General features: G+C 39.2%; 22 protein-coding genes. 11 read left to right on the top strand and 11 right to left on the bottom strand.

Annotated features, from left to right (window positions below; genetic code table 11):
• Positions 1-74 precede the first annotated feature (74 nt).
• Both FNZ24_RS17955 and gltS read right to left on the bottom strand, forming a co-directional pair.
• Positions 75-959 carry a hypothetical protein gene (locus tag FNZ24_RS17955; protein ID WP_153916211.1) on the bottom strand — a complete coding sequence of 295 codons (885 nt, stop codon included), beginning with the start codon at positions 957-959 and terminating at the stop codon, positions 75-77.
• 204 nt (positions 960-1,163) lie between these two features.
• Positions 1,164-2,378: a sodium/glutamate symporter gene (gene gltS, locus FNZ24_RS17950; RefSeq protein WP_153916210.1), complete on the bottom strand. Its 1,215-nt coding sequence runs from the start codon at positions 2,376-2,378 to the stop codon at positions 1,164-1,166.
• Between the two features lie 560 nt (positions 2,379-2,938).
• Here gltS and sbcB point away from each other — a divergent pair.
• The 4 genes from sbcB (at position 2,939) to FNZ24_RS17930 (ending at position 6,495) form a co-directional block, all read left to right on the top strand.
• Positions 2,939-4,351 (top strand): exodeoxyribonuclease I, encoded by a 1,413-nt coding sequence (sbcB, locus tag FNZ24_RS17945; protein WP_153916209.1) that lies wholly within the window; start codon positions 2,939-2,941, stop codon positions 4,349-4,351.
• A 54-nt stretch (positions 4,352-4,405) separates the two neighbouring features.
• Positions 4,406-5,296 (top strand): cytidine deaminase, encoded by an 891-nt coding sequence (cdd, locus tag FNZ24_RS17940; RefSeq protein ID WP_153916208.1) that lies wholly within the window; start codon positions 4,406-4,408, stop codon positions 5,294-5,296.
• A gap of 188 nt (positions 5,297-5,484) precedes the next feature.
• Positions 5,485-6,108 carry a LysE family translocator gene (locus FNZ24_RS17935; RefSeq protein WP_153916219.1) on the top strand — a complete coding sequence of 208 codons (624 nt, stop codon included), beginning with the start codon at positions 5,485-5,487 and terminating at the stop codon, positions 6,106-6,108.
• Between the two features lie 96 nt (positions 6,109-6,204).
• Positions 6,205-6,495: a putative quinol monooxygenase gene (locus tag FNZ24_RS17930; protein WP_153916207.1), complete on the top strand. Its 291-nt coding sequence runs from the start codon at positions 6,205-6,207 to the stop codon at positions 6,493-6,495.
• Positions 6,496-6,499: 4 nt separating this feature from the next.
• Here FNZ24_RS17930 and FNZ24_RS17925 read toward each other — a convergent pair whose 3' ends face one another.
• Together FNZ24_RS17925 and FNZ24_RS17920 are read right to left on the bottom strand one after the other, a co-directional pair.
• Positions 6,500-7,588 (bottom strand): GGDEF domain-containing protein, encoded by a 1,089-nt coding sequence (locus FNZ24_RS17925; protein WP_153916206.1) that lies wholly within the window; start codon positions 7,586-7,588, stop codon positions 6,500-6,502.
• Positions 7,589-7,865: 277 nt separating this feature from the next.
• Positions 7,866-9,026 (bottom strand): GNAT family N-acetyltransferase, encoded by a 1,161-nt coding sequence (locus FNZ24_RS17920; protein WP_153916205.1) that lies wholly within the window; start codon positions 9,024-9,026, stop codon positions 7,866-7,868.
• Positions 9,027-9,115: 89 nt separating this feature from the next.
• On the opposite strand from FNZ24_RS17920, the gene ggt reads away from it, so the two are divergent.
• From ggt to FNZ24_RS17890, 6 genes are all read left to right on the top strand, one after another.
• Positions 9,116-10,870, top strand: a complete 1,755-nt coding sequence (gene ggt, locus FNZ24_RS17915; protein ID WP_153916204.1) for a gamma-glutamyltransferase — start codon at positions 9,116-9,118, stop codon at positions 10,868-10,870.
• Positions 10,871-11,480: 610 nt separating this feature from the next.
• Positions 11,481-13,097, top strand: coding sequence for a methyl-accepting chemotaxis protein (locus FNZ24_RS17910; protein ID WP_153916203.1), 1,617 nt, complete (start codon positions 11,481-11,483; stop codon positions 13,095-13,097).
• Positions 13,098-13,173: 76 nt separating this feature from the next.
• A complete protein-coding gene (locus tag FNZ24_RS17905) occupies positions 13,174-14,376 on the top strand; it encodes a hypothetical protein (protein WP_153916202.1) in 1,203 nt (400 codons plus the stop codon).
• Between the two features lie 11 nt (positions 14,377-14,387).
• Positions 14,388-14,783 (top strand): phosphate ABC transporter substrate-binding protein, encoded by a 396-nt coding sequence (locus tag FNZ24_RS17900; protein ID WP_153916201.1) that lies wholly within the window; start codon positions 14,388-14,390, stop codon positions 14,781-14,783.
• A gap of 262 nt (positions 14,784-15,045) precedes the next feature.
• Complete coding sequence (locus FNZ24_RS17895; RefSeq protein ID WP_153916200.1) at positions 15,046-17,232, top strand: M3 family metallopeptidase; 2,187 nt, start codon at positions 15,046-15,048, stop codon at positions 17,230-17,232.
• A 285-nt stretch (positions 17,233-17,517) separates the two neighbouring features.
• Positions 17,518-19,572 (top strand): bifunctional 2',3'-cyclic-nucleotide 2'-phosphodiesterase/3'-nucleotidase, encoded by a 2,055-nt coding sequence (locus FNZ24_RS17890; protein WP_153916199.1) that lies wholly within the window; start codon positions 17,518-17,520, stop codon positions 19,570-19,572.
• Positions 19,573-19,662: 90 nt separating this feature from the next.
• Here the strand turns inward: FNZ24_RS17890 and FNZ24_RS17885 are convergent, their stop codons facing one another.
• Positions 19,663-20,124: an ATP-binding protein gene (locus FNZ24_RS17885; RefSeq protein WP_153916198.1), complete on the bottom strand. Its 462-nt coding sequence runs from the start codon at positions 20,122-20,124 to the stop codon at positions 19,663-19,665.
• Between the two features lie 34 nt (positions 20,125-20,158).
• On the bottom strand, positions 20,159-20,917 hold the full coding sequence (cobB, locus tag FNZ24_RS17880) for a Sir2 family NAD+-dependent deacetylase (protein ID WP_153916197.1): 759 nt from the start codon (positions 20,915-20,917) through the stop codon (positions 20,159-20,161).
• A 330-nt stretch (positions 20,918-21,247) separates the two neighbouring features.
• Here cobB and fur point away from each other — a divergent pair, with 330 nt between their 5' ends.
• Positions 21,248-21,679, top strand: a complete 432-nt coding sequence (gene fur / locus FNZ24_RS17875; RefSeq protein ID WP_153916196.1) for a ferric iron uptake transcriptional regulator — start codon at positions 21,248-21,250, stop codon at positions 21,677-21,679.
• Between the two features lie 81 nt (positions 21,680-21,760).
• Here fur and FNZ24_RS17870 read toward each other — a convergent pair whose 3' ends face one another.
• From FNZ24_RS17870 to FNZ24_RS17850, 5 genes are all read right to left on the bottom strand, one after another.
• Positions 21,761-22,624 carry a putative porin gene (locus FNZ24_RS17870; protein WP_153916195.1) on the bottom strand — a complete coding sequence of 288 codons (864 nt, stop codon included), beginning with the start codon at positions 22,622-22,624 and terminating at the stop codon, positions 21,761-21,763.
• Between the two features lie 201 nt (positions 22,625-22,825).
• Positions 22,826-23,356 (bottom strand): GNAT family N-acetyltransferase, encoded by a 531-nt coding sequence (locus FNZ24_RS17865; protein ID WP_228768540.1) that lies wholly within the window; start codon positions 23,354-23,356, stop codon positions 22,826-22,828.
• Between the two features lie 189 nt (positions 23,357-23,545).
• The gene (gene sucD, locus FNZ24_RS17860) at positions 23,546-24,418 is read right to left on the bottom strand and encodes a succinate--CoA ligase subunit alpha (RefSeq protein WP_153916194.1); all 873 of its coding nucleotides are present in this window, start codon (positions 24,416-24,418) and stop codon (positions 23,546-23,548) included.
• Positions 24,418-25,584, bottom strand: a complete 1,167-nt coding sequence (sucC, locus tag FNZ24_RS17855; RefSeq protein ID WP_153916193.1) for an ADP-forming succinate--CoA ligase subunit beta — start codon at positions 25,582-25,584, stop codon at positions 24,418-24,420. Before sucC ends, sucD begins: the two co-directional genes overlap by 1 nt.
• A gap of 78 nt (positions 25,585-25,662) precedes the next feature.
• On the bottom strand, positions 25,663-25,798 hold a 136-nt coding region (locus FNZ24_RS17850), incomplete at its 5' end, for a 2-oxo acid dehydrogenase subunit E2 (RefSeq protein WP_194945095.1).

Raw genomic sequence — 25,798 nt, 5'->3', positions numbered from 1 at the left:
GATATGTATGAACTCTGATAAAAGAGTTAACTGGAACGCATGGAGTAGGATTTTACGCAATCAATAGGAAAATGTCAGGTATCTTCAGTAAGCTTGTCGACCATCAAACTAACATCCGCTGGTGCTAGCAGAGTAAAACACTCTAGTTTTCGTTGTAGGTCTTCTACATCCTTAGAAAGTTCATTTGCAGCTGTTGCATAGTTAGTTCTTTGCTGAGACTGACTATATGTTCTTAATAACCACTGCTGTTTATGATTAAGGAGGTTATCAAGCTTCAATAGTTGCGCAGCAATAATGGCATGGACCTTATTTCGTTCTTCAGCCAAATAAACATTGATATCAGCCCTCACCTGTTCAATTTCACTGATATTTATTGCTAAGTTTTCAGGAGACTCTTCATAGTCGAAATTTCTCGCTAGGATGGCTTTTGCCATCATGAGTTCTTTAGGCTCTTGATTTAACCTTAAATCTTGCTCTAACGTTACTGACTCACATACTGATTGCTGATACCTAATAGAAATCAAGTTGTGTTGAATGTCTTCAACTGAAAAAGATAGCACCACTCCTTTTCTTAATAACTTAGCTGAAATACGTGGAGCAACCCCCACACGAGCATAAAGACGAAAGCCTTGCCCCAAAGTACGGTTAAACTCTTCAAGTGGTTGAGATGGGTCTAAATCACCATCTGTGATAAGGTTGGACAAATCAGTATTAGGCACAGCACAAACAAGATCATCAGCTGATTGCGGTAACACTTCAACATTAAAAAATGGCTGACAGGTTAGAATAAAACTGGCAGATTCAGCCCCCTCGGACTCACAAATGATGATTTCAGCCAACGGCTGGCTCAAAGCAGGCAATAATATAAAATCACTGACGTCATCCGCTAAGGCAATCGATAAAGTTTGATCTTTATTGATGTTGTATTTGACTGGCTGACTGAATAAATGATTGTACATAACTGCTCCCTTATCATTAGTGGCAGTTAACCAGCAAATATCGAATATGTAAATACCCAGATATATAACGATTTTTCAAACATTTTAGTAATTCATGTTTATAAAATAAATAGCCACAACCACTAAAGCCTTCGCAGCGCTAACGTTAATCGTTAATGAAGACTGTTTAAGTCCCCATTAACTTTATCTTCTTTAATTAACTCACTACAGTCCGACAAAAAAACTGATCACTAGCGCGTTGACTAAATCGATAAAAAATCCACATACCAAAGGCACAACAATAAAGGCCTGTGCGCTTGCTCCATAACGGTTGGTCACTGATGTCATGTTAACAATTGCAGTGGCTGTCGAGCCTAAAGTAATTCCACCAAAGCCTGAACAAATAACAACTGAGTCATAATTTCTGCCCATTAGGTAATACACCACTAATAAGGTGAACATTAAAGATAAAAATATTTGCGCAGACATAATCACTGAAATATAGCCAAATAGCCCATCTAAGTCCCAAATTCTTAGTCCCATTAACGCCATAGTCAAAAACATACCAAGACAAATATCAGAAATCATTGCCAGACCCTTTTGTCCCTGCTCAATTCTTTCTTTGGTACGTTTTCTTTTGAATACTGCACGGCCAATGTTACCGATTAAAATCCCTGCGATAAGACAACTAACAAACGCAGGTAATTTAAGACCAAATGAGTCTATGACTTCACCAATAGACTGTCCCAACATCAGTGCAACGTTTAATGTTAACCACGCCCACAAGACGCCATAATGGCTAAGCTCATTTGATGACTCCGTTGCTTGGTATGCACCAACAGCAACATCTTTCTCGTTAGAAGGTTTAATCCGGTGCTTTTTCATTAAATAATTAGCAATCGGCCCGCCAATCACACAGGCAGCAATTAAACCAACAGTATTAGAGGCAATCCCCAATTCCATCGCATTTGAAATACCGTAATCTTCAACAAAAATCGGTGCCCAAGCTAAGGTCGTTCCAACTCCACCAATTAAACTTACCGAACCTGATAACAATCCCGCTTTAGGATCCATTCCGAAACTAGAAGCCACCCCCATTCCCACAAGGTTTTGCAGTACAATAAAGCTCGCAGCCAATACCAGTAACATCATTAATGGTTTGCCACCTTTAATTAATGTTTTAAAGTCAGCTTGAAGGCCGATACCTGCAAAGAAATAAAGCAGTAAGAAATCAGTAATATCGAGGCTGAAGGTTACTTGTATACTGAACACGTAATACAAAAAAGCGACAAAAGCTGCGCAAACAAACCCGCCGATAACAGGCTCAGGCAATGCGTATTTTTGTAAAATTGAAAATTTATCAATCAACCCTTTACCAACAAACAATAATGAAATGGCGATGGTAAAAGATATTAATGGTGAAACGAGAATTTCAGACATGTTGTAAGGCGTCCAGCGACAGAAATAATAACAAGCAATATCAAGCACGCTATAGCGTTAAAACCTAGCGGCTTGCTTAACGAGTCGTAAGAATTGATTTAGCAACGAAACGTTGCAAAACACGGGTTATTAAATGAAATGATAAACTTCAATAACTTAAGTCAGTAATCGTATTTGAAGGATCCCGCCCTCTATTCATGCATTGTTAAACACGCGCTAATACGCTTCTTTAGTAGATTAATCTTTAATAAATAATGTTTTAGTATTTTTATCCTTAATTATCTCAGCTTAGATTCGAGTGATTTTTAGCCTTGAATTATTACCGTATTGATGAACGCTACAATCAGTTTCGATTTTGACGCTGAAAAGGTTTATCATGATTTCATAAACTCTCTTATTTGAATTTAATGCTGATAAGAATCAAAACTGCAATCATTTGATTTTTGAAATATCGACGAAATACAGTAGTTGCAAAGTATCTGTTATTGGTTAATACAATAACGCAGCTGAGGTTGATATTGATTCGCTAAAATACGCTTTAATGGACGAAACACATAAGAATGAACACGAAAATACAACCCACTCTTTTCTGGCACGACTATGAAACTTTTGGGGTTAGCCCTGCAAAAGACCGTCCTTCTCAATTTGCCGGTATTCGCACTGACTTAGATCTCAATATCATTGGTGAACCTGAAAACTTTTATTGTAAGCAGTCCACTGACTACCTGCCCTCACCAGAAGCCATTCTAGTAACCGGAATTACTCCTCAATTAGCCAACCAAAAAGGCCTGGTTGAAACCGAGTTCATGGGCCGCATTAATGCAATCTTTTCCCAGCCTAATACTTGTGTTGTCGGTTACAACTCATTGCGTTTTGATGATGAAGTGAGTCGTTATGGTTTTTACCGGAACTTTATTGACCCATATGCGCGTGAGTGGCAAAACGGTAACACACGTTGGGATATCATCGATTTAGTCCGAGCTTGCTACGCATTTAGACCTGATGGTATCAATTGGCCATTAAAAGAAGATGGTTCGCCAAGCTTTAAATTAGAACATTTAACTCAAGCGAATGGGCTAAGTCATGAACAAGCTCATGATGCAATGAGCGATGTCTACGCCACGATTGCAATCGCAAAACTTATCAAAGAAAAACAACCTAAATTATACGAATACTATTTTGAATTACGTAATAAAAGAAAAGTTGCAGAGCTGATACAAGGCGATTTTATGCAACCGCTTGTACATGTGAGTTCAAAAATAAGTGCCGCTAATGGTTGCGTAACATTAATTGCACCAGCGGCGCCGCATCCAAGTAATAAAAACGCGATGATTTGTGTCAATTTGGCTATGGATTTAACGCCACTGATTGAGTTATCAGTGGAAGATATTGTCCAGCGGATGTATACCCCCCGCAGTGAATTAGCCCCTGATGAGCTACCTATCCCTTTAAAACAGATCCACCTAAATAAATGCCCATTTATTGGCACACCAAAACTACTCACAGAGCAAGTGGCCGAACGTCATCAATTTGATATGAACTTTGCTCGCTCACAATACAAACTATTTAAGCAACACCCTGAATTAAGGGAAAAGCTGCAAGCTGTGTTTGAGGTGAACGACCACCCTGCGGCAACTGATCCAGATCTTATGCTATATAGCGGTGGCTTTTTTAGTCATGCAGATAAAGCCAAAATGGAAATGGTCCGCAATACAAAAGCAGAGAACTTAGCTGCGCTTAACCTCGACTTTGAAGATGATCGCTTAGCAGAAATGTTTTTCCGCTATCGTGCGCGTAATTATCCTGAAACCCTCAGCCATGATGAGTCAATGTTATGGCGAGAGTTTTGCCAACAGCGCCTATCTGATGCTGATTATGTGATTAATCTCGAAAACTTACTGGAAGAAACCAGCGAGAATGAACACAAACAGAAATTATTAAAAGCCCTTTGTTTATATTTACAGTCACTCTAAGCGGCTTAACATAAATTACTTTGCACTTATTGTTTAATTAAAAAGGAATTGGTCATGCAAAATCGTTTTATTGATAGCATCACCCAACTACCAAAGCCTGTTGCCACAGCGTTAATCCCATTACTCAATGAAGACTTTTGTGGTCACATTGATGCAAGTCAATTGGCACAACTTGTTGATGCCAGTGACATGACAGAAGAAGAACTATTACTTAGTTTATTGCCAATCGCTGCAGCACTCGCCAAACCAAGTATCAGTGAGTTTTATGTTGGTGCTATCGCCAAAGGCGAAAGCGGTGATATTTATATGGGCGCTAACTTTGAATTATCTTCTGAAGCGCTTTTTCATACCGTTCATGCAGAGCAAAGTGCCATTAGTCATGCTTGGCTCAATGGCGAACAGAAAATTGTCGATATTGTGGTGAACTTCAGCCCATGTGGTCACTGTCGCCAATTCATTAATGAGTTAGTTAGTGGTATTGATATAAAAATTCATTTACCTGGCCAACAGCCCAAGTTACTCGCACATTACTTACCATATGCCTTTGGGCCAAAAGATTTACAAGTCACTAAACCTTTGCTGTCAAAAAGTAATATTGAATTCAGTTTAAACTCTGATGACCCAATGATTATCGAAGCGGTTGATCAAGCTGGACTTAGTTACGCGCCGTATACCAATAATTTCGCTGCTGTCGTTATCGAAACCAAAGACGGTAAAACTTACTGTGGTCGTTATGCTGAAAACGCAGCATTTAACCCTTCAATGATGCCAATGCAAATGGCGCTATCTAATCTCATCCGTCATAACCGTGATTACAGCGATATTAACCGTGCGGTATTAATTGAGTCCTCGGGTGGGAAAATAAGCTTAGTCAATGCGACTATGGATACTCTACAAGCTGTTGCAGCTATCGAGCTTGAGCATATTGTTGTAGATCCAAGCTAAAATTTTCCATTAGTTGCTCGCGACTATCATTTGAGAAAATAAAAACCTTTATCGTCGTTGATAAAGGTTTTTGAGTATTTGTTACCAATTCTTTCTTCCTCATTTTACCTACAGCTATTAACTTTTGATTGCACTAATGGATTAAACCCTTACACTCAGCGTTTTGCCTTTGTTAAGAATTTTAAGTGATGCCAGATTTAGCCGTTTTAGCCGTATTTATCCCGACATTTTTCTTTGTATCGATTACTCCGGGCATGTGCATGACTTTAGCAATGACATTGGGTATGAGTATTGGTGTTAAAAGAACGCTTTGGATGATGGCAGGTGAATTAGTTGGAGTGGCGTTAGTTGCCATTGCAGCGGTTATGGGCGTTGCCAGCGTCATGCTCAATTATCCAGATGCCTTTGCCATTTTAAAGTGGCTGGGCGGCGCATACCTTGCTTATATCGGTATCAACATGTGGCGTTCAAAGGGTAAAATGGCCATTGTTGAAGGCCAACAAACCGATTCATCAATCAGTAATTACGCCTTAATGTCTCAAGGCTTCGTGACTGCCATTGCAAACCCTAAGGGCTGGGCTTTCATGATTTCATTACTACCACCTTTTATCAGCGTAGATAAAGCCGTTGCTCCACAATTATTTTGGCTGCTATCAATCATTATGCTCACTGAAAGTGTATCAATGCTCGCTTACGCAAGTGGCGGGAAAAGCCTACGTATGTTCTTATCTCGCGGTGACAATATCAAATTGATGAATCGCATTGCTGGTAGTTTAATGATTGGTGTGGGCTTTTGGCTAGCGCTAGGATAATCTTGCAAATAATCTCGACACCTACAGGTTTAAAATTTTGACAACAAAACAGGTAGATAGGGAATAAGGAATGGGAAAAAGGGAAAGGATAAATCAATGCCTACTGTTAAGCTAACTGGCTATATTCAATTTCCGGAAAACACCACTGCAGACCAATTAGCTGATGTCAGCTTCGAGTTAGTAAAGCATAGCCAACTCACCTTGAATGAAGAAGGTTGTATCAGTTTTAGTGTCACTCAAAGCCCCATAAATCAATTAAGATTTGATGTTAGTGAGGAGTTTGTCGATAAATCAGCGTTTGAATTTCATCAAAAACGAGTCAAGCTATCAAACTGGTTTTTAGTAAGCCAAAATGCAACTCGACATTATACCATTATCGACAATTAATCTTTTATGCAGCCTGTTGATAATAAGGCTTAACACAATTTCTGCCGCTTTCTTTGGCGACGTATAATGCTTTATCCGCTCGAATCAATAAGTCTTTAAGTTCAGTGGCACATTGCGTTTTATCAGCTAAGCCAAAGCTTGCTGTGCATGTTAATTGACGAGACTCTGACAGCGATATTTTACATTCTTCAATGTGTTTTCTCATTCTTTCAGCAACTTTTTCAGCATCTTTAAGCGATGTATTTGGCATAGCGACGACAAACTCTTCACCGCCAATACGCGCGCACAAATCATTTTCACGACACAATTTTTTTATCGTACTAGTGACCTCTATCAAGCATTTATCACCCACTAAGTGACCATATTGATCATTTATTTTCTTAAAGAAATCTAAATCTAATAACACTAAGGTAAAGGGCAATTTTTTATCTACCGCATCATTAAATAAGGTTTTCCCCTCTTCAAAAAAATAGTGTCTGTTAGCCAGCCGAGTTAATGAATCGGTGGTGGCTTGTAATATCAACTGCTTCTCATTTCTATCAATCTGCTTTGCAAAAATATACAGTACAAATATCACCTCGAGCATGGTAAAAAATACCACTGACTGATACAGCATATGATTCATTTGATCGCTCAGTTCAATCAAGGGATTATTGTTGGCCGTATTTTCACAAAAGAAAAATAAAACTAAAGCCACTAGACTCAAGCTTACCTGCTCTACTCGTTCTCGTAATTCAAACAGCAGGAAAGCCCCTGTAGGCACTAAAAAGAAATAAAGATGAAAACCGCTAGCGTTAGTTACATAAACATTGGTGCAAACCATCAAGTGCAACATTAAGACACTAAAAAACCAAATTTTAGCAAGTTTTGATTGCTGGCTTGCAGTCAAAGCGATGGTGCCAAGATAGGCTAAAGTGAAGCCTAGATTGATAAATCCAACAGTTTGGTTTTTCAGAAAAAAAATGTAATTCAATGAATAGAGTAAAGAAATACCGACTGTGATTAAGCCGATTATATTCATTGTTCTTATTCGATTAGCTGAAGAAAATGATTGCCTATTGGTGCCCAGATTTATAATTTTTTTTAAGTTCATATGGGTAACTACTTCTTTAAATAAGTACTTTTGTTTAAGTGCTTTAGATTTAACGACTTTAAATTTAAGTGCTTTAGTGCTGTGTGAGGTAGTGATTTACAGCTAAGCTCTGAGTTAACTACTGAGCTAAGTTAACTACTAGGTTAACGACATGTAAACAGTAGCATGTTTTGTTAGCCTTGAGCCAGATTACATATCTATGGGAATAGGTGATTATTAACCCTATGTTCTAGAGGAGTGACTATAGGGTTACGCTTGGAAAGCACCAGTAATGAGGTTAGCTTTTAAAGGGGAGTTTTTCAGATACTTGCTGCATATATTGTTTGATGTGTATCTGTTCTTGCTGACAATAATCGTGGATTGCTCTTCTAAATTCAGGATGAGCAACCTCATGATTTGAATAAGTTTCAACCGGTTCAAACCCCCTAGCCACTTTATGCTCCCCCTGTGCACCAGCATCAAATATCTTGAGGCCGTTATCGATGGCATACTCAATCCCTCTGTAATAGCAGGTTTCAAAATGCAGACCATCAACCTCTTGTAAACAGCCCCAATAACGACCATAAAGATGTGATGCAGAGATAAAATACAATGCTGAAGCAATTAGATTACCAGACTCATTCGTTACTATAAGCAAACGAATTTGTTTCCCCATTGATGATGCTATTTGATGAAAAAAATCAGCATTCAAATAACCTGTGTGGCCAGAGCGTTTAAGGTAAGTTTGTTGATAACAATGTATGACCCCCTGCCATTGGTCAGCAGTCGCTTTATCGCCATCAATAAAATCATAATTCAAATATTCAACTGCCTTTCTTTCTTTTTTAATACTTTTGCGTTTCCTAGACACTAATTGATTTAAAAAATCATCAAAATTTGTATAAGATTTATTTTGCCAATGGAACTGAGTGCCTAGGCGAGCAATGGTTAAATGGCTTAAGTGATGGAAGTCTTTTTTAGGTAAAAACAAACAATGCCAAGAAGAAAACTGCTTTTGGGTGACAGTTTGATTCAAAAAATAACAAATTCGATTCAATATCGATTCGCGATTAGCATCTGATATCGACTCAATCATACCGATTCGCTGCCCCGACACCGGTGTAAAAGGCACTGATGCAACTAACTTAGGGTAGTACTCCAAACCATTTCTTTCATAGGCTTCAGCCCAAGCCCAGTCAAAAACATACTCCCCCCAAGAATGCGTTTTTTCATAACAAGGCAAAATAGCCACAACTTGATTAACAGAGCTAATAACTAGGTGTTGAGGACGCCAACCCGCCTTTGAGCAAACACTTAAGCTTTGTTCTAACGCCGATAAAAACTCAAACTGAGTAAAAGGGTTATCGTCTCTAAACACCCTTTCCCAATTTAATTTGCCAATCGAAGCCACTGAATCATAAAAACTCAGTTCAATACCTTCTTCTACAAACTCTGACATATTTCCTCAAAATGCGGCATTAGATATTGTGTATTAGATCATACTTATGGCACATTGCAACACATCATTGATTTTACAAAGGACTGAAAGTGGGTATTTTTTCTCAGTTTAAACCTATCGTCATTTCCACCAGCATTGCAATTGCCCTAAGTTTGACTGCTGTATCAGCTTCTAATGTTCACGCAGCAAATGAACAATCGATATTCAGTCGCTCAGCTACCGCTCAACCTATTTGGGCAAAAAATGGCATGGTGGCCAGCCAAGAATCATTAGCAACTCGTATTGGTGTCGATATTCTTAAGCAAGGTGGCAACGCAGTTGATGCTGCTGTTGCTGTTGGGTTTGCATTATCAGTTACCCTCCCACGTGCCGGTAATATCGGTGGCGGTGGTTTTATGATGGTGCATATAGCTGAATCAAACAAAACTATTGCTATTGATTATCGAGAAACTGCGCCAGCAAAAGCCCATAAAGATATTTTTTTAGATGAAAAAGGTAATGCTAATCCTAAATTGAGCCGTGAGCATGGTCTCGCAGTAGGCGTGCCAGGAACAGTTATGGGCCTTGAGCTTGCTTTAGATAAATATGGCACCATGAAGCTTGAGGATGTGATTAAACCTTCAATCGAACTTGCTAAAAACGGAATTCGAATTAATTCTGACTTGGCCGATTCACTTGATGGGCTTAAACGCCGAATTTCTCAATGGCCTAGCTCTGCTGAGATTTTTTATAAAAAGAATGGTGACAGCTTTTCAGTTAATGACACCCTCATTCAGACAGATTTAGCTCACTCTCTTTCATTAATCGCTCAACATGGAAGTAAAGGGTTTTATCAAGGAGAAACCGCAGAGAAAATTGTTTCAGCGATTAACAGCGCTGGCGGAATTATGACCCTAGACGACTTAAAAAATTACTCCGTCGTTGAACGTGAGCCAGTTCGTGGAAGTTATCGCGGTTATGAAGTCGTTTCTATGCCACCTCCTTCCTCAGGCGGAATTCATATTATTGAAATGCTCAATGTACTTGAAAACTACCCGATTCAAAAACTTGGCCATAATACTGCTCAAACTTTGCACCTTATGACTGAAACGATGAAGCATGCTTACGCCGATAGAAGTGAATATTTGGGTGATCCAGACTTTAACCCTGTGCCAGTGGACGAGCTAACAAGCCAAAAGTATGCTGATAGTATTGCTAAAAAAATCGCTTATAACAAAGCAACCCCAAGCGCTGAGATTAAAGCTGGCAATATAGCGCCATACGAAAGTAATCAAACCACTCACTACTCTGTTGTTGATCAATGGGGCAATGCAGTATCTAACACTTATACGCTTAACTTTAGTTATGGTTCAGGTTTAGTGGCTGCAGGGACTGGAATATTGCTTAACAACGAAATGGATGATTTTTCAGCCAAGCCTGGTACTCCAAATGGTTACGGACTCATCGGCGGCGAAGCGAACTCGGTTGAAGGTAATAAACGACCACTCAGTTCTATGAGCCCAACCATTGTAATGAAAAACGGTAAACCCTTTCTTGTCACTGGTAGCCCAGGAGGCTCAAGAATCATCACCACCACATTGCAATTGATAATGAATGTAGTAGATCACCAGTTGAACGTCGCAGAAGCCACAGCTGCGCCAAGAATTCATCATCAATGGTTACCTGACTACATCGGCGTAGAAACGAGTTTAAACAATGACACAATTACATTGCTGGAATCTAAAGGTCATAAAGTGAAAACCTCTAGTGCAATGGGCAGCACTCAGTCGATATTGATTAATGAACACGGTATATATGGATCATCCGATCCAAGACGCGCTGGTTCAGAATCTTTAGGGCATTAAACCTATCCCAAAGTGACTAATTTACTCAAATATATTTAACATGGATGTTAAATATATTCTTCAGCGATAAATTAATCTTATAAATTAACATGATACAAGCCCAAAAAGTTCCCTTCCCCTTCATCATTCATACAAATGATTATTATTTTTAGCAGTGAACTCACTGGTTGACAGTGATATAAAACTCAACTCTTAATATCTCATCTAAAGTTATCTAACTAATTGCCGATATTGTTATCACAGGAACATACCTGTTACATAATATTTAATTAAAATACCGGAGCACAACATCAGGTTAATTTGTTGTTACCAAAACCTGTAGCCGACAAATATATGACGGTGACATTTATTTGACCCAGTTTAATAAATAAGAATATTAAAGAGTAAGAACTCTCTCTTAAAAGAGTGATAATTATTTCTTAAAAATAATCTTATGTTAAACACCGCTCACAAGCCGCTGATAACAGTACAATTATCTAACTGATGCGCAAAAACTTAACAAAACACCAAAATTAGCTATATTTTTAGCATAAAATTCATATTAGTATATGCGAAATTTACACTAGCCAAATCAATTTGGCATAAATTATACACAGCAGGATCTTTTTAGATGAAGTTAAACAGCTTAAAAATAAAGCATAGGATTGCTTTATTAACAGTCGTTGCAATTTCTTCGTTTGTTATATCTCTATTTATTAACAATCAAAGCGTGCAACAAAATGCTGAACGATTAAATGGACTTCAATCACAACTATATCCAGTATTAAATTTAGCCACGATTAATAAAGGGCTACTTTTACAACTTGATCAAAATATTCAATCAGCAGTGACAACGGGTGAAGAAGATAATTTGATCACTGCTGATAACATGGTCAAAGAAATAAATAATAATTTAAACTCTGTTAAATCTTTAATGCCGTCAGAGAATAATGATGCATCTCAAATGCAAAGAGATCTCTCTATTTATCATGACAATGCCAAACTGCTAGTTGCAGAGTTTCTAAAAGATGACGTTGACTTTAATAATATAAAACGTCAAGCAGCTGATAACGCTAAGCGTTATCAGCAACTCATTGATGTTTTTGATAAAAAACAAGCAGATTATTCAACGTCATTCGAAGACAGTATCCAAACAACGCTTGAAAGCTCAGATAGCGCAGCAAACTTAATGCTGACTATTGGCGTAGTCGTCGCGATATTTCTTATTGTTGTGGGCTATTTAGTTAACCACTCGATTATCGTTACCATCCAAAACGTAACGGATTCTTTAAGAAATATCTCTGAAGGTGAAGGTGATCTTCGCTCGAGAATCGAATATCAAGGTAAAGATGAAATCGCCATCTTAGTGCATTGGTTCAACCAGTTCGTTTCTAAACTACAGGTTTCAATCGCTGATACTAAACAAACAACTGAAAGTTTAAGTTCTGTTTCCCAAACTCTTCTTGAGAGTTGTAAAAATAGTGAAGTGACTGTTCAGCATCAAAATGAATCTGTTGAGCAAATTTCTCATGCTATGCGAGAAATGTTTGTCAGTGTCGCACATATTGCCGAATATGCCGCGAATGCAGCCTCAGAGGCAGACAATGCAAATCACGATGCACAACAAGGACAAGAAGTCGTCGCTCAAGCCATTACCACGATTAATAAACTTGCAGAAGAAGTACAAACTACTGCGGTTGTTGTTAATCAGTTAGAAGCATTCACCAGTAACGTAAATGACATTCTTGACACCATTCGTGGTATTGCAGATCAAACTAATTTACTTGCATTAAACGCAGCCATTGAAGCCGCACGTGCAGGTGAACAAGGACGAGGCTTTGCCGTTGTTGCTGATGAAGTAAGAACACTTGCCTCTCGCACGCAAGCGTCAACTCAAGAAATTCAACAAGTATTGCAAGAGCTACGCTCAACATCGACTCAAGCAGTCGACGCAATGCAACGTGGAATCGAAACCGCTGAAGAAGGTGTTAAAACCACTTCACTAGCAGGAGATGCATTAATCAATATCACTAGCAAAGTGAGCGCTATTACGGTTGTAAACGATCAAATTGCTGCAGCCACTGAAGAACAACACAATACTTCAGAGCTTATTCAGCAATACATTGCTGATATTGAAACCAATGCCGCTAAAGTAAAAATGACCACGGATGAAATGGGCGGGATCAGTTATGACATTGAAGGGGTTAGCCAACAACTTCAAAATATAACAGGTCAATTTAAAGTCTAACAAAAATAAGACCTTAAAATAAATAAGGTCATGAAACACTACATATCCTTGGGATAAGATGAACAGGAGTTACACCATGAAATTCAACTTGAAAGCGCTACCTTTAGCTATTTCAGTAGCGATGCTTCCAGCTTACGCAGCTGCCGAAGAAACAAGTGATGAAAAAATTGCCAAACTTGAGCAACAAGTTCAGTCGCTGCAAGCTGCTCAAACTGAAAGTTTAACTGAACGTTTTAGCTTTAATGGCTTTATGACTGGCGCTTATATCAGCTCAGATAACAATACTGGTTATGCAGGTGCAACGACTTCTGCAAACTTTGATGACGGTAGCAAGTTTGGTCTTCAAGGAACATTTGCCATTACCGATCAGACACAAGCTGTAATGCAGTTAATGATGAAAGGCAGCAATGATTGGGAAGTAGAAGCTGAGTGGGCTTATATCTCACACCGTTTTGAAAACGGCCTTCAGGCTCGCGCTGGTAAACTTCGTGTTCCTTTATTCATGTACTCTGATTACCTTGATGTAGGCTATGCACAACCGTTCGTGCGTCCACCTTCTGAAGTTTATGATGCGGTTCCTTTCACCTCTTACACTGGTGGTGATGCAAGTTACGATATTGAATTTGATGACTCAACCCTAACAATCCAAGCTTTTGGCGGTCAGTCAGAAGACTCAGGAATTGATATCGGAAATATTTTCGGCGCAAATGTTAACTGGACTGATTTAACATGGACTTTGCGTGCGGTATACGGCCAAGCCACTCTTGATGGCACAGTAACACGTCAAACGTCAGTAGACGGCGGTATTGACCCATCAACAGGTTTACCAATTTCAATTGATGTAACTGTTGATATCTTGGATATCAATGATGCAACTGGCACATTCGTTGGCTTAGGTGGCAGTTATGACAATGGCTCTTTCTTAGCGATTGCAGAATGGACTCGTATCGAAACGGATGAAGAGTACCCAGATTCAGACGCAGGTTATGTAACTTTAGGTTACCGTATCAATGCGTTTACTCCTTATGTAACTGCTTCTTACTACGAAACAAAAGATAATGATGTGCGTACGAACCCTGTTCATGCAGCAATCTTTAACGGTGAACGTACTGCTTATAGTGCAGGTGTTCGTTGGGATGCTATGGATAACTTAGCCCTTAAGTTTGACGTAACACACGCAACTGACTTTGGTGACACTTCTGGTGGTTTCGATACCAACATCAGTCAAGAATTTGATGACACTACAGTGTATACCGTTCAATTCGACGTCGTATTTTAAGGAGCGATAAAATGAAAAAAGTATTATCTATTTTAGCGCTTAGCGTTTGTTCAATGATGACTGCGCAAGCTGCGGTTGTTGTTATCGGAGCACCAGGTGCGGCAGATATTTCAGCTTCTGATGCTAAAAAACTTTTCTTAGGAAAAGGTTCAAAATCGGCTGTTGTTTACGAACTATCTGAAGGCAATGCTACTCGCTCTGAGTTTCATAGCACTGTTACCGGCAAGTCAGACTCACAGCTAAAAGCATTTTGGTCTAAGCAAGTATTTACTGGCAAAGGTAACCCACCAGCAACAGTATCAAGTGCATCGGCGATGAAATCTGCTGTAGCCTCAAACCCTAAAGCAATTGGTTATATTGATGAAGCCGATGTAGATGCGAGTGTTAAAGTAATTTTAAAGCCATAATTTCAGTTGGTTAGCTTTATAAGCTATTTCATTTCTTCATCCTTCCATTGAAATAGCTTAAAGGGATCTGATGTTAAATCAGGTCCCTTTATTTTTTGTTACAAACTAAAACAAGTTTTTGACTTTAAATAAGTAAAATAATCACAAATCGCCCTCTAAAAATGATATATAAAATGCTCAAATTGAAAATATAGAAGCTTAAAGCCAAAATTCGCTCAAAAGCTCACTTTTAAACCATTCTTATGCAAACAGGGAATAAAATATGAAGGGATTAACCCTCAAGCCGCTTGTTTCAGCCATGGCGCTGACGTTAATGTTAAGTGCATGTGCTAACGACAGCGCTCAAACGACGACCACAACAACTCAAGCACCTAATGTTGTCGCTAACAATATTATCGAACAAAATGCCAATAACCCTTTCTTTAAGCCATATGGCACTTTTATGGAAATCCCTGATTTCGATAAAATTAAAGATGAACACTATTTACCAGGGTTCAAGGCGGGTATTGCAGCTCAACAAGCTGAAATAGCTGCTATCGTTGCTAATCCAGAAGCCCCCACTTTTGAGAACACTATTGAAGCGATGGAATTCTCAGGTGCCTTACTGACCAAGGTTGCCAGTGTTTTCTACAATTTAACCGGTGCACATACTAATCCTGCGATTCAACAAATTTCAAAAGAAGTGTCACCAATGTTGTCATCAGCTCGAGATGACATTTCACTTAATGAAGATTTATTCAAGCGAGTTAAAGCTGTTTACTTACAAAAAGATAGCTTGAACCTGTCTACATCTAAGGCAAAACTACTTGAAGACACCTATAAAAGCTTCACTCGTGGCGGCGCTAACTTATCTGCTGCAGATAAAGACACTTTGCGTGCTTTAAATGAGCAAATTGGCAAACTTAACCTTGAATTTGGCGATAACTTATTAGCTGAAACCAATGCCTTTGAATTAGTTATCGACAATGAAGCTAATTTAGCTGGCCTGCCGCAAGATGTTATAGATACAGCAGCTGCGACAGCAACTAAACGTGGTCATGATGGCAAGTGGGTATTTACCACGCAGCGCCCATCTATTACGCCTTTTTTAACTTACGCCGAAAACCGTGATTTACGTGAAGTTATTTTTAAAGGTTATATTGAGCGAGCGAACAACGATAACGCCAACGATAATAAGAAAATTCTTGCCAAAATCGCCTCTCTACGTGCAGAAAAAGCAGAATTAATGGGTTACAAAACCCATGCTCATTTTGTCCTTGAAGAGCGCACAGCAAAAACACCTGAAAATGTGTATGGTCTTCTCGATAAAGTATGGCCAGCAGCACTTGCACAAGCCAATGCTGAAGTAAAAGACATGCAAGCATTAATCGATAGCCAAGGTGGCGACTTTAAACTTGAGGCTTGGGATTGGTGGTATTATTCAGATCAGATCCGTGTTGCTAAATACAGCTTTAATGAGCAACAAACACGCCCTTACTTTTCATTAGAAGCAACTTTAGATGGTGTTTTCTATACTGCTAATCGTTTATTCGGTATCACAGTAAAAGAACGTACTGATTTACCTAAATATCATGAAGATGTTAGAACATGGGAAGTTTACGACAAAGATGGTTCTTTCTTAGCAGTATTTATGGGTGATTATTACGTTCGTGACAGTAAACGTGGCGGCGCATGGATGAATTCATACCGTAAGCAATACAATATGAATGGCATTGATTCTAAGCCTATTATTGTTAACGTTTTAAACTACCCTCAACCAACTGGTGACGAGCCTTCATTACTCACATTCGATGAAGCTAGTACCCTATTCCATGAGTTTGGTCATGCCCTTCACGGTATTTTGTCTGACGTAGAATATGCATCGCAAGCAGGTACTGCTGTACCACGCGATTATGTTGAGTTCCCATCACAGGTAATGGAAAACTGGATGACGCAACCTGAAGTGTTAGCTCAATTCGCTAAGCATTACAAAACAGGCGAAGTCATCCCGCAGGAGCTAGTTGAAAAGATTCAAGCTGCAAGTAAATTTAACCAAGGCTTTGCTACGGTTGAATACATGGCGGCAACCAAGTTAGATTTAGATTGGCATACACTGACAGACAACACTGTCCATGATGCTGCTAAATTCGAAGCTGACTCTTTAGCGAATATGGGGTTAATTAAAGAAATTGCTCCTCGTTACCGCAGCACTTACTTCTCGCACATTTTCGCAGGTGGATACTCTGCTGGTTACTATAGTTATTTATGGTCTGATATCTTAGGCGCTGATGCATTTGAAGCGTTTAAAGAAAACGGCATATTTGACCCAGCCACAGCGCAAGCATTTAGAGACAATATTTTATCTAAAGGTGGTAGCGCCGATCCTATGGATCTGTATCGTCAATTCCGCGGTAAAGATGCGGGTATTGAGCCACTACTTAGAAGTCGTGGTTTATTAGAAGATAAGTAACAATCTTCCGTTCAATAAGGCGCTTCGGCGCCTTTTTTATTTTATAAATTTGTTTTTTAAAAACTTAAGTGATTCATTACAGAACTCATCCAGCTGTCTAATGAAATCCAAGCCGAATTATACAAAGTCGCTCTTATGTTAAGTTGATGATCTAAGATAAAAATAATGAATTAGTCGCAACACTGTCATGTAATTTCTATATTATTCGTGCCGATTTATATGTACCAAACATAATTACAATATGGAGCAAACTAAAAAGCTCTGTGGTCAGGAAAAACAACCAATATGTTAAACAACAACTTTCTCGCAATCCTAATTGCAAGTGCTTTAGGTCTTACAGCATGTGGCGTAGCCGATGAAACAACCCAAACGATAGAAGTTAATTTGCGCATTATGGAAACCAGTGACATTCATGCCAATATCATGGACTTTAACTATTACACTGGTCAAATAGATAAAACCATTGGTTTAGCGCGAACAGCTGCACTGATCCATCAAGCTCGTGCTGAGACGTCTAACAGTGTACTGGTTGATAATGGCGACTTACTTCAGGGAAGCCCTATGGGGGACTATATCGCCCATGAGTTTGAATCAAAAAACCAACTCACAGGTACCCATCCAGCGTATAAAGCGATGAATACGCTTGATTATGCGGTTGGCAACATTGGTAACCATGAGTTTAACTATGGTTTAGACTATCTTGATCAAGCAACATCAAAAGCAAACTTCCCTTACATCAGTGCCAATGTTTATTGTGAAGTCGATAATTGTTTCAGAGACATCAAAGCTGGTGAACCTTTATTTGACCCTTACTTCATTAGCAAACAAACAGTTGTTGATAACGAAGGTAAATCTCACCCTCTTAATATTGGTTATATCGGCTTTGTACCACCTCAAATTAAGATTTGGGACAAACAAAACCTTGAGGGTAAAGTGATTGCTCGTGGCATTGTCGAATCTGCACAACGTTATGTGCCTAAAATGAAAGCTGCTGGCGCAGATATTATTATTGCAATCCCTCACTCAGGTATTGGCTCGTCAGAAAACCCTGGTGATGTAAATGCTGAAAATGCAACTTGGGCGTTAACCACTGTTGATGGTATTGATTCCATCATGTTTGGCCATAGCCATTCGGTCTTTCCAAGCGAGCAATTTGCCAATGTCCCTCAAGTCGATATAGCAAAAGGTACCATTAATGGTGTGGCTGCCGTTATGCCAGGCCGTTGGGGTGATAATTTAGGTATTATTGATTTAACTTTACACAATGCAGATGGCAAGTGGACCGTCACTGATAGTTTGTCACACGCTCGACCTATTTTTGTTAAAGCATCAGACAAACATGAAGGTTTCTCTGTAGAGGCTGATGCAACTATCCATGACAAAATTGAAAAAGACCATCAAGCAACTCTTGATTATGTCAACGCGCCGATTGGCAAGTCATCAGCTGATATATATAGCTTTTTATCATTAGTGCAGGACGACCCTACAGTTCAAATCGTGGCTAATGCCCAAATTGAAGCTGTTACAAAAGCTGCAGCAAAAATACCAGCACTTAAGGGGATTCCCGTTTTATCTGCTGCTGCGCCATTTAAAGCAGGTGGACGGCACAGTACCACCTCTGATGCTGACAGTTATGTTCAGGTTGCTGCGGGTGAACTCACATACAAAAATGCTGCTGATCTCTACCTATACCCCAACACAATGGTGGCACTAAAGGTAACAGGTAACGAGGTGAAAGACTGGCTTGAATGCAGCGCCAATCAATTTAATCAAATTGATCCAAATACAGCGAGCCCCCAATACTTAATTAACTGGACTACACATCGTACCTATAATTTCGATGCTATTGATGGTGTAAGCTATGAAATTGATGTCACCCAACCAACAAAATTTGATGGAAACTGTGCGCTGGTCAACGCTGATGCAAACCGAATTGTTGATTTACGCTTTACGGAAGCTGATGGCACTATCGTTACAGGTAAAGCCTTTAGCGAAAAAGAATTTATCATCGCCACTAATAACTTCCGCGCATTTGGCGGCAAGTTTGCGGGTACCGGTGCACAATTTGTAGTGATGGAACTCCCCGATACTAATCGAGAAGCATTGGCTAAATTCATTACTGATAAGTCACTTGAAGATGGACAAGTTGATCCTAGTGCCAACAACAACTGGTCTTTTAAGACAATAGACTCAAGCACAAAACTTGATATCCGTTTTGAAACTCAAGACAGTGACATCGCAGATAAGTTTGTAGAGCAATATCAAGTTCGACCAATGACCAAACGTAAAGACGTAACAGATGAATTTGGCTTTGCAATTTACAATATCAATTTACAATAACTGTAAATTCGTTTTAGTCGTCTAAAGCGATAAATGCACAAAAGGCGCTTAATGCGCCTTTTTTATTGCTTATATGATTAATAAACAAACTTACTCATCAATTTCGAATAGTCTCGCCATAGTCTTTATATGATTTAAAGGCACTTGATGGCGATTTCTTTTACCGCATAACTCTTGATGCTGACTGTCTTTTGGATTTCCTATTAGCACAACTCTGACTTGATAACCTAAAGCCTTGGCCGCCGCCTCATACGCCATATACTCCCATTTCGCCACATTGGTGTTATCACATATGACTGTAGGCTCACTATTGGCCATAGCATTGATAAAAGCGGTTAAATTAGCTTGATGGTACTGGCCTAATAATTTGGGATTAAATTGATACTTACCATTGTTTTCAAAAAAGCTGTCAGTTGAAAAATAACCGTACTGTTTAATATGTACAGCATTTTCTACGCCCTGTTGCTTAAGATATGTATCAACCCAGTGAGATTTTCCACTACCAGGTAAACCTCGCATAATAATCGCAAGCTTGCCTTGCTTTAGGTCCATAAAAAGATCTCATCTGAATTGAAGCTAAAACACATTAGGCTGATAATGCACTGGCCAGTTGTTCATTAAAAGACTGATTCCCAACTGTTTCACCGGCTAATATTGTATCAACCAATTGTGGCACAATATCACCTGCTTTACCCGTTAAGTGATATTGGAACTGGCTATGCCTATCAGCTTCAACTAAATTGACTTCTACTGTTTGAGCACCATGGTGATTGGCACTATCAACAAAACCCGCAGCTGGGTATACCGTTCCAGAAGTACCAATAGCAATAAATAAATCACAATTATCTAGTGCATCATGAATTCTGTCCATACCAAACGGCATTTCGCCAAACCAGACAATATGCGGACGCAAGCGTTTAGCAGGGATACAGCAAGTGCAGCAATTATCTTCACCGAAAGGTTCCCGCAATACGAATGTTTGTAATGACTGTGGGCATCGCCCTTTCGACAGTTCACCGTGCATATGCAATAAACGTCTTGAACCTGCACGTTCATGTAAGTCGTCGACATTTTGAGTAATGACCAATAATTTACCCTTAAATTCTGCTTCTAACTTGGCTAGGGCATCGTGAGCGGGATTAGGATGAACTTCACCACTGTGAAGATTTTCCCAACGACAGTTATAAAACCGTTCGACTAAATCTATATCTCTAGCGTAACCTTCTGGTGTCGCGACATCTTCAATATGATGCTGTTCCCATAACCCATCTTGATCGCGAAAGGTCTTAATGCCAGACTCAGCTGAAATACCTGCGCCAGTTAAGACAACAATCTGCTGATACATACTGATTTCCTTATTTTTATTATACTAAGCCAGAAGTCGATACCATATCATCAAGCAACTAGCTCCGTCTTTAGCTTCTCAAAGCCAGATGAGCAACTCTATGACTTATAGTGATATAAATACCAAATACACTCAATAATCCCTTAGTATAAGTAAGACTATTGCACAATAATTAACTTATCAGCTTGTTTTATTGAAATGTTGAAAGAAAATTCACCGATATATGTCGATTAAGCATCATGAAAGGTTCCAGTTTGGTATTACACCACATATAATGATCTTAACTATCCACGGACGAACCGTTAAGGTTCTGCAATCAAGAGATTAGCAATGACAGATGGAAATCAAGCACTCAAAAAAGCAGGATTAAAAATTACTCTGCCTCGAGTCAAAATTCTAGAATTAATGCAAGCCCCTGAAAACCAACATATCAGCGCTGAAGATTTATACAAAAAACTGCTAGATGTTGGAGAAGAAATTGGCTTAGCGACTGTCTACCGTGTATTAAACCAATTCGATGATGCTGGAATTTTGAATCGCCACCACTTTGAAAGCGGTAAAGCGGTATTTGAAATGTCGACTCAAAAACATCATGACCATCTTGTTTGTTTAACCTGCGATAAGGTTATCGAGTTCTCAGATGAAGTTATCGAGCGTCGTCAAGATGAGATTGCAATGCGCCATAACATTAAGCTTACTCACCACAGCTTATATTTATACGGCCACTGCACAAACGACGAATGTGATCACGCTGACGAGTAACCTGTCCGTTGAACTGATCAATTAGATATTAAAAAACCAGCAAATTTGCTGGTTTTTTTGTTTTACATGAATAAGAACACCTTAAAAGCGGCCATTCACTCCAATGCTATAAGAAAAGCCATCAATGTCAGAATCTAATACTTTGCCTGCGGTAAACACGGCTGCAATATTATCTGAGATTGGTAAGTAATAATCCGTGCTCAACAGCCAGTTGTCATTACCACTTTCATCAAAATCATAAAAGTAGCTAGCCCCAACAGACCAAGAGTTTGTGACGTACCAATCTGCATCAACTAAAGCAGTAGAGTTACTATCACTATAAGAGTCAGCTAAGATTAATTCAGGCATATCAAAAATGCTATCAATAGTATAATCACTATAAGTATATCTACCGCTCAAAAATAGTCCTTCAGTCCAATCAAATTGAATGAAAGTATCTGCACCTAAAGTAATATTATCTTGCTCAGTATCAGACTTTCTCAACCCTCCTGAGTCACTGATATCATAGCCACCAGAACTACGAACATACTCTACATAAAAAGAGCTTGATGAATTGAAGTAGTAACCTAACGTAACTCCATAACTGTCATTCTCATAACTAGTATCAGCTTCAAAATTAGCGTATTGCGCTTTTAGAAACCAATTTGAATCAAATACATATTCTCCAGAAATATCATATTGATCAAAGTCGTTTCCTAACCCTGAATAAACACCACCTATATTTGACGTTTGCGCTAAGTAACCCGATAAAAGGTATGGTTTATTAGTGTCATTGATTGGTGAGAAATAATATCGATAGTCAATCTTAAATGTGCCATCTGAACTAGACTCTGTTTGATCGTAATAGGTAACACTAGCATCATGTTGATAGTCATCGGCAATAGCAGCAGTCGATAATACAGAAAGCGAGGTGAGTATGGTGAAATATAAACCTTTTTGGATCATGTTCATTCCTTGTAAAAATACAAGAAAGAGCCACAAAAGATAACATCCTTATCCTTAGCTTTATTTCGCATTATTGCGAAAGACTCTTTCCTTAGAGATTTTGAATCATTTGTATAACTAAAAAGATAGAAATATGAGTGACTATCTTTATTTTGAATGTTCTAAATTAACTAAATATTATATAAATATCAATACAATAAATTACAGCCTTCTTTGGTACACATTCACTTTATGGCCTTTGTATTCATTTTGCTCAAATAACACCATTCCATTGTTAACGGCGACTTTTTCAGAGCCTACATTCCCATACAAAATTAGCGCTATCACCTCATCTATGTTGAACATTGGCTTAAGTGTATCCATTACTGCCTTTGCTGCTTCTGTACCAATTCCCTGCCCCCAATACTCAGGAAGGTAGCGATAGCCAAGTTCAACTTTGTCGTATTCGGGAATGTATTTAGGGCCACAAAAGCCGATCACTTTTTTGTCAGCTTTGTGGAATACTGCCCAGCGCCCAAAACCTTTATCGTTATAATCAGCCTGTATTACCTCTTTAAATACCTGTTTTGCTTCTATTAGGCTCTTTAACGGCAACTGTGGGATGTAAGTAAGCACATCAGGATTACTATTCATCAATAAAATAGCTTCTATGTCGTGCTGATTAAATGGACGAATGAGTAAACGGTCTGTTTCAGCAATAACTGCTGGGATCACGGGGGTTATATGAGACACGATTATCCTTAATCTTTATTATTCTGACATTAAATGGAGCTAATGACATGTTTAACGGTAATAAACTAACCTTATCAAGATGTGTCGATTTAGCAATAACCACATAATAAAATGAATAATATTTCATCATTAACAGTTGATAGCCAATAAAAAAGGCGCCGAAGCGCCTTTTATGTTACTCGCTAGTATTTACCAGCCAGTTTTAGTACGTAAAGCTTTACCGATGTCAGCTAATGAACGAACTGTGCTTACGCCAGCCGCTTCTAATGCTGCAAATTTATCTTCAGCAGTACCTTTACCGCCAGCGATAATTGCGCCAGCATGGCCCATACGTTTACCTTCTGGTGCAGTAACACCAGCAATGTAAGATACTACAGGTTTAGTTACATTAGCTTTGATGTATTCAGCTGCTTCTTCTTCAGCAGTACCACCAATTTCACCAATCATTACGATTGCTTCAGTTTGTGGATCGTTTTGGAACATTTCCAATACGTCGATGAAGTTAGTACCTGGAATTGGGTCACCACCGATACCTACACAAGTAGATTGGCCGAAACCTTCATCGGTAGTTTGCTTAACCGCTTCGTACGTTAATGTACCAGAACGAGAAACAATACCTACTTTACCAGGCTTGTGGATGTGACCAGGCATGATACCAATCTTACTTTCACCAGGAGTGATAACACCTGGACAGTTAGGACCGATCATGCGAACGCCAGTTTCTTCAAGCTTAACTTTAACTTGAAGCATATCTAACGTAGGGATGCCTTCAGTAATACAAACGATTAGCTCAATGCCACCGTCGATTGCTTCAAAGATAGCATCTTTACAAAAAGGAGCTGGTACATAGATAACAGAAGCAGTAGCGCCTGTTTCAGCAACAGCATCTTTAACAGTGTTAAATACAGGAAGGTCTAAATGAACTTGACCGCCTTTACCTGGAGAAACACCACCAACCATTTTTGTACCGTAAGCAATTGCTTGCTCAGAGTGGAAAGTACCTTGGCCGCCAGTGAAACCTTGACAGATAACTTTAGTATCTTTGTTAATTAATACGGACATTATTTGCCCTCCGCAGCAGCAACAACTTTCTCAGCAGCATCAGTTAATGATACAGCTGCGATGATATCAAGATCTGAGCTAGCAAGAACTTCACGACCTAATTCAGCGTTAGTACCTTCAAGACGAACAACAACTGGTACTTCAACGCCCACTTCTTTAACAGCGCCGATAATACCTTCTGCGATCATGTCACAACGAACGATACCACCAAAGATGTTAACAAGAACGGCTTTAACATTTGAATCAGAAAGGATGATTTTGAATGCTTCTGCAACACGTTCTTTAGTTGCTCCGCCGCCAACGTCTAAGAAGTTAGCTGGCTTGCCGCCATGTAGGTTTACGATGTCCATAGTACCCATTGCTAGGCCTGCACCGTTAACCATACAACCAACATTTCCGTCTAGTGCAACGTAGTTAAGTTCAAACTTAGCTGCGTGTGCTTCACGAGCATCATCTTGTGATGGATCGTGCATTTCACGGATTTTTGGCTGACGGAATAAAGCGTTACCATCGATACCAATTTTGCCATCAAGACAGTGAATGTTGCCTTCGTCAGTGATAACAAGTGGGTTGATTTCAAGTAAAGCGAAATCATGATCTTCAAACATTTTTGCAAGACCCATGAACACTTTAGTGAACTGCTTCATTTGAGTTGGGTTTAAACCTAACTTGAAGCCAAGATCACGTGCTTGGTATGGCTGAGGACCAGCTAATGGATCGATGATTGCTTTGTGAATCAACTCTGGAGTTTCTTCAGCAACAGTTTCAATCTCAACACCACCTTCAGTTGATGCCATAAATACAACACGACGTGTTGCACGGTCAACAACTGCACCAAGGTATAATTCGTTTGCGATATCAGTACAGCTTTCAACTAAGATTTTAGCAACCGGCTGACCTTTTTCGTCAGTTTGGTAAGTCACTAAGTTCTTACCTAACCAGTTTTCAGCAAATGCTCTGATTTCTTCTTTATCGCCGGTAACTTTAACGCCACCTGCTTTACCACGGCCGCCAGCGTGTACTTGACACTTAACAACCCACATATTACCGCCAATGTGACCAGCAGCTTCTACCGCTTCTTGGGCTGTATCGCAAGCGAAGCCTTCAGAAACTGGTAAACCATATTCGGCAAATAAGGATTTTGCCTGATACTCATGCAAATTCATGATGATCTATCCATATACTTCTTAAAAAATCCTACTGGCTCGTTTGAGCCAGCTACGAGGGTACTGTCTAGTTGACTCTTAAAGGTCAAGCAATAGACGTGTTGGGTCTTCAAGGAAGTCTTTAATAGCAACCAAGAATCCAACTGACTCACGGCCATCAACAATACGATGGTCGTAAGATAGTGCTAGGTACATCATAGGTTGAATAWCAASM

Source organism: Shewanella sp. TC10, assembly GCF_009663145.1.
GTDB lineage: Bacteria > Pseudomonadota > Gammaproteobacteria > Enterobacterales > Shewanellaceae > Shewanella.
The sequence above is the reverse complement of the archived record's forward strand: the minus strand, read 5'-3'. Positions and strand labels throughout refer to the sequence as shown.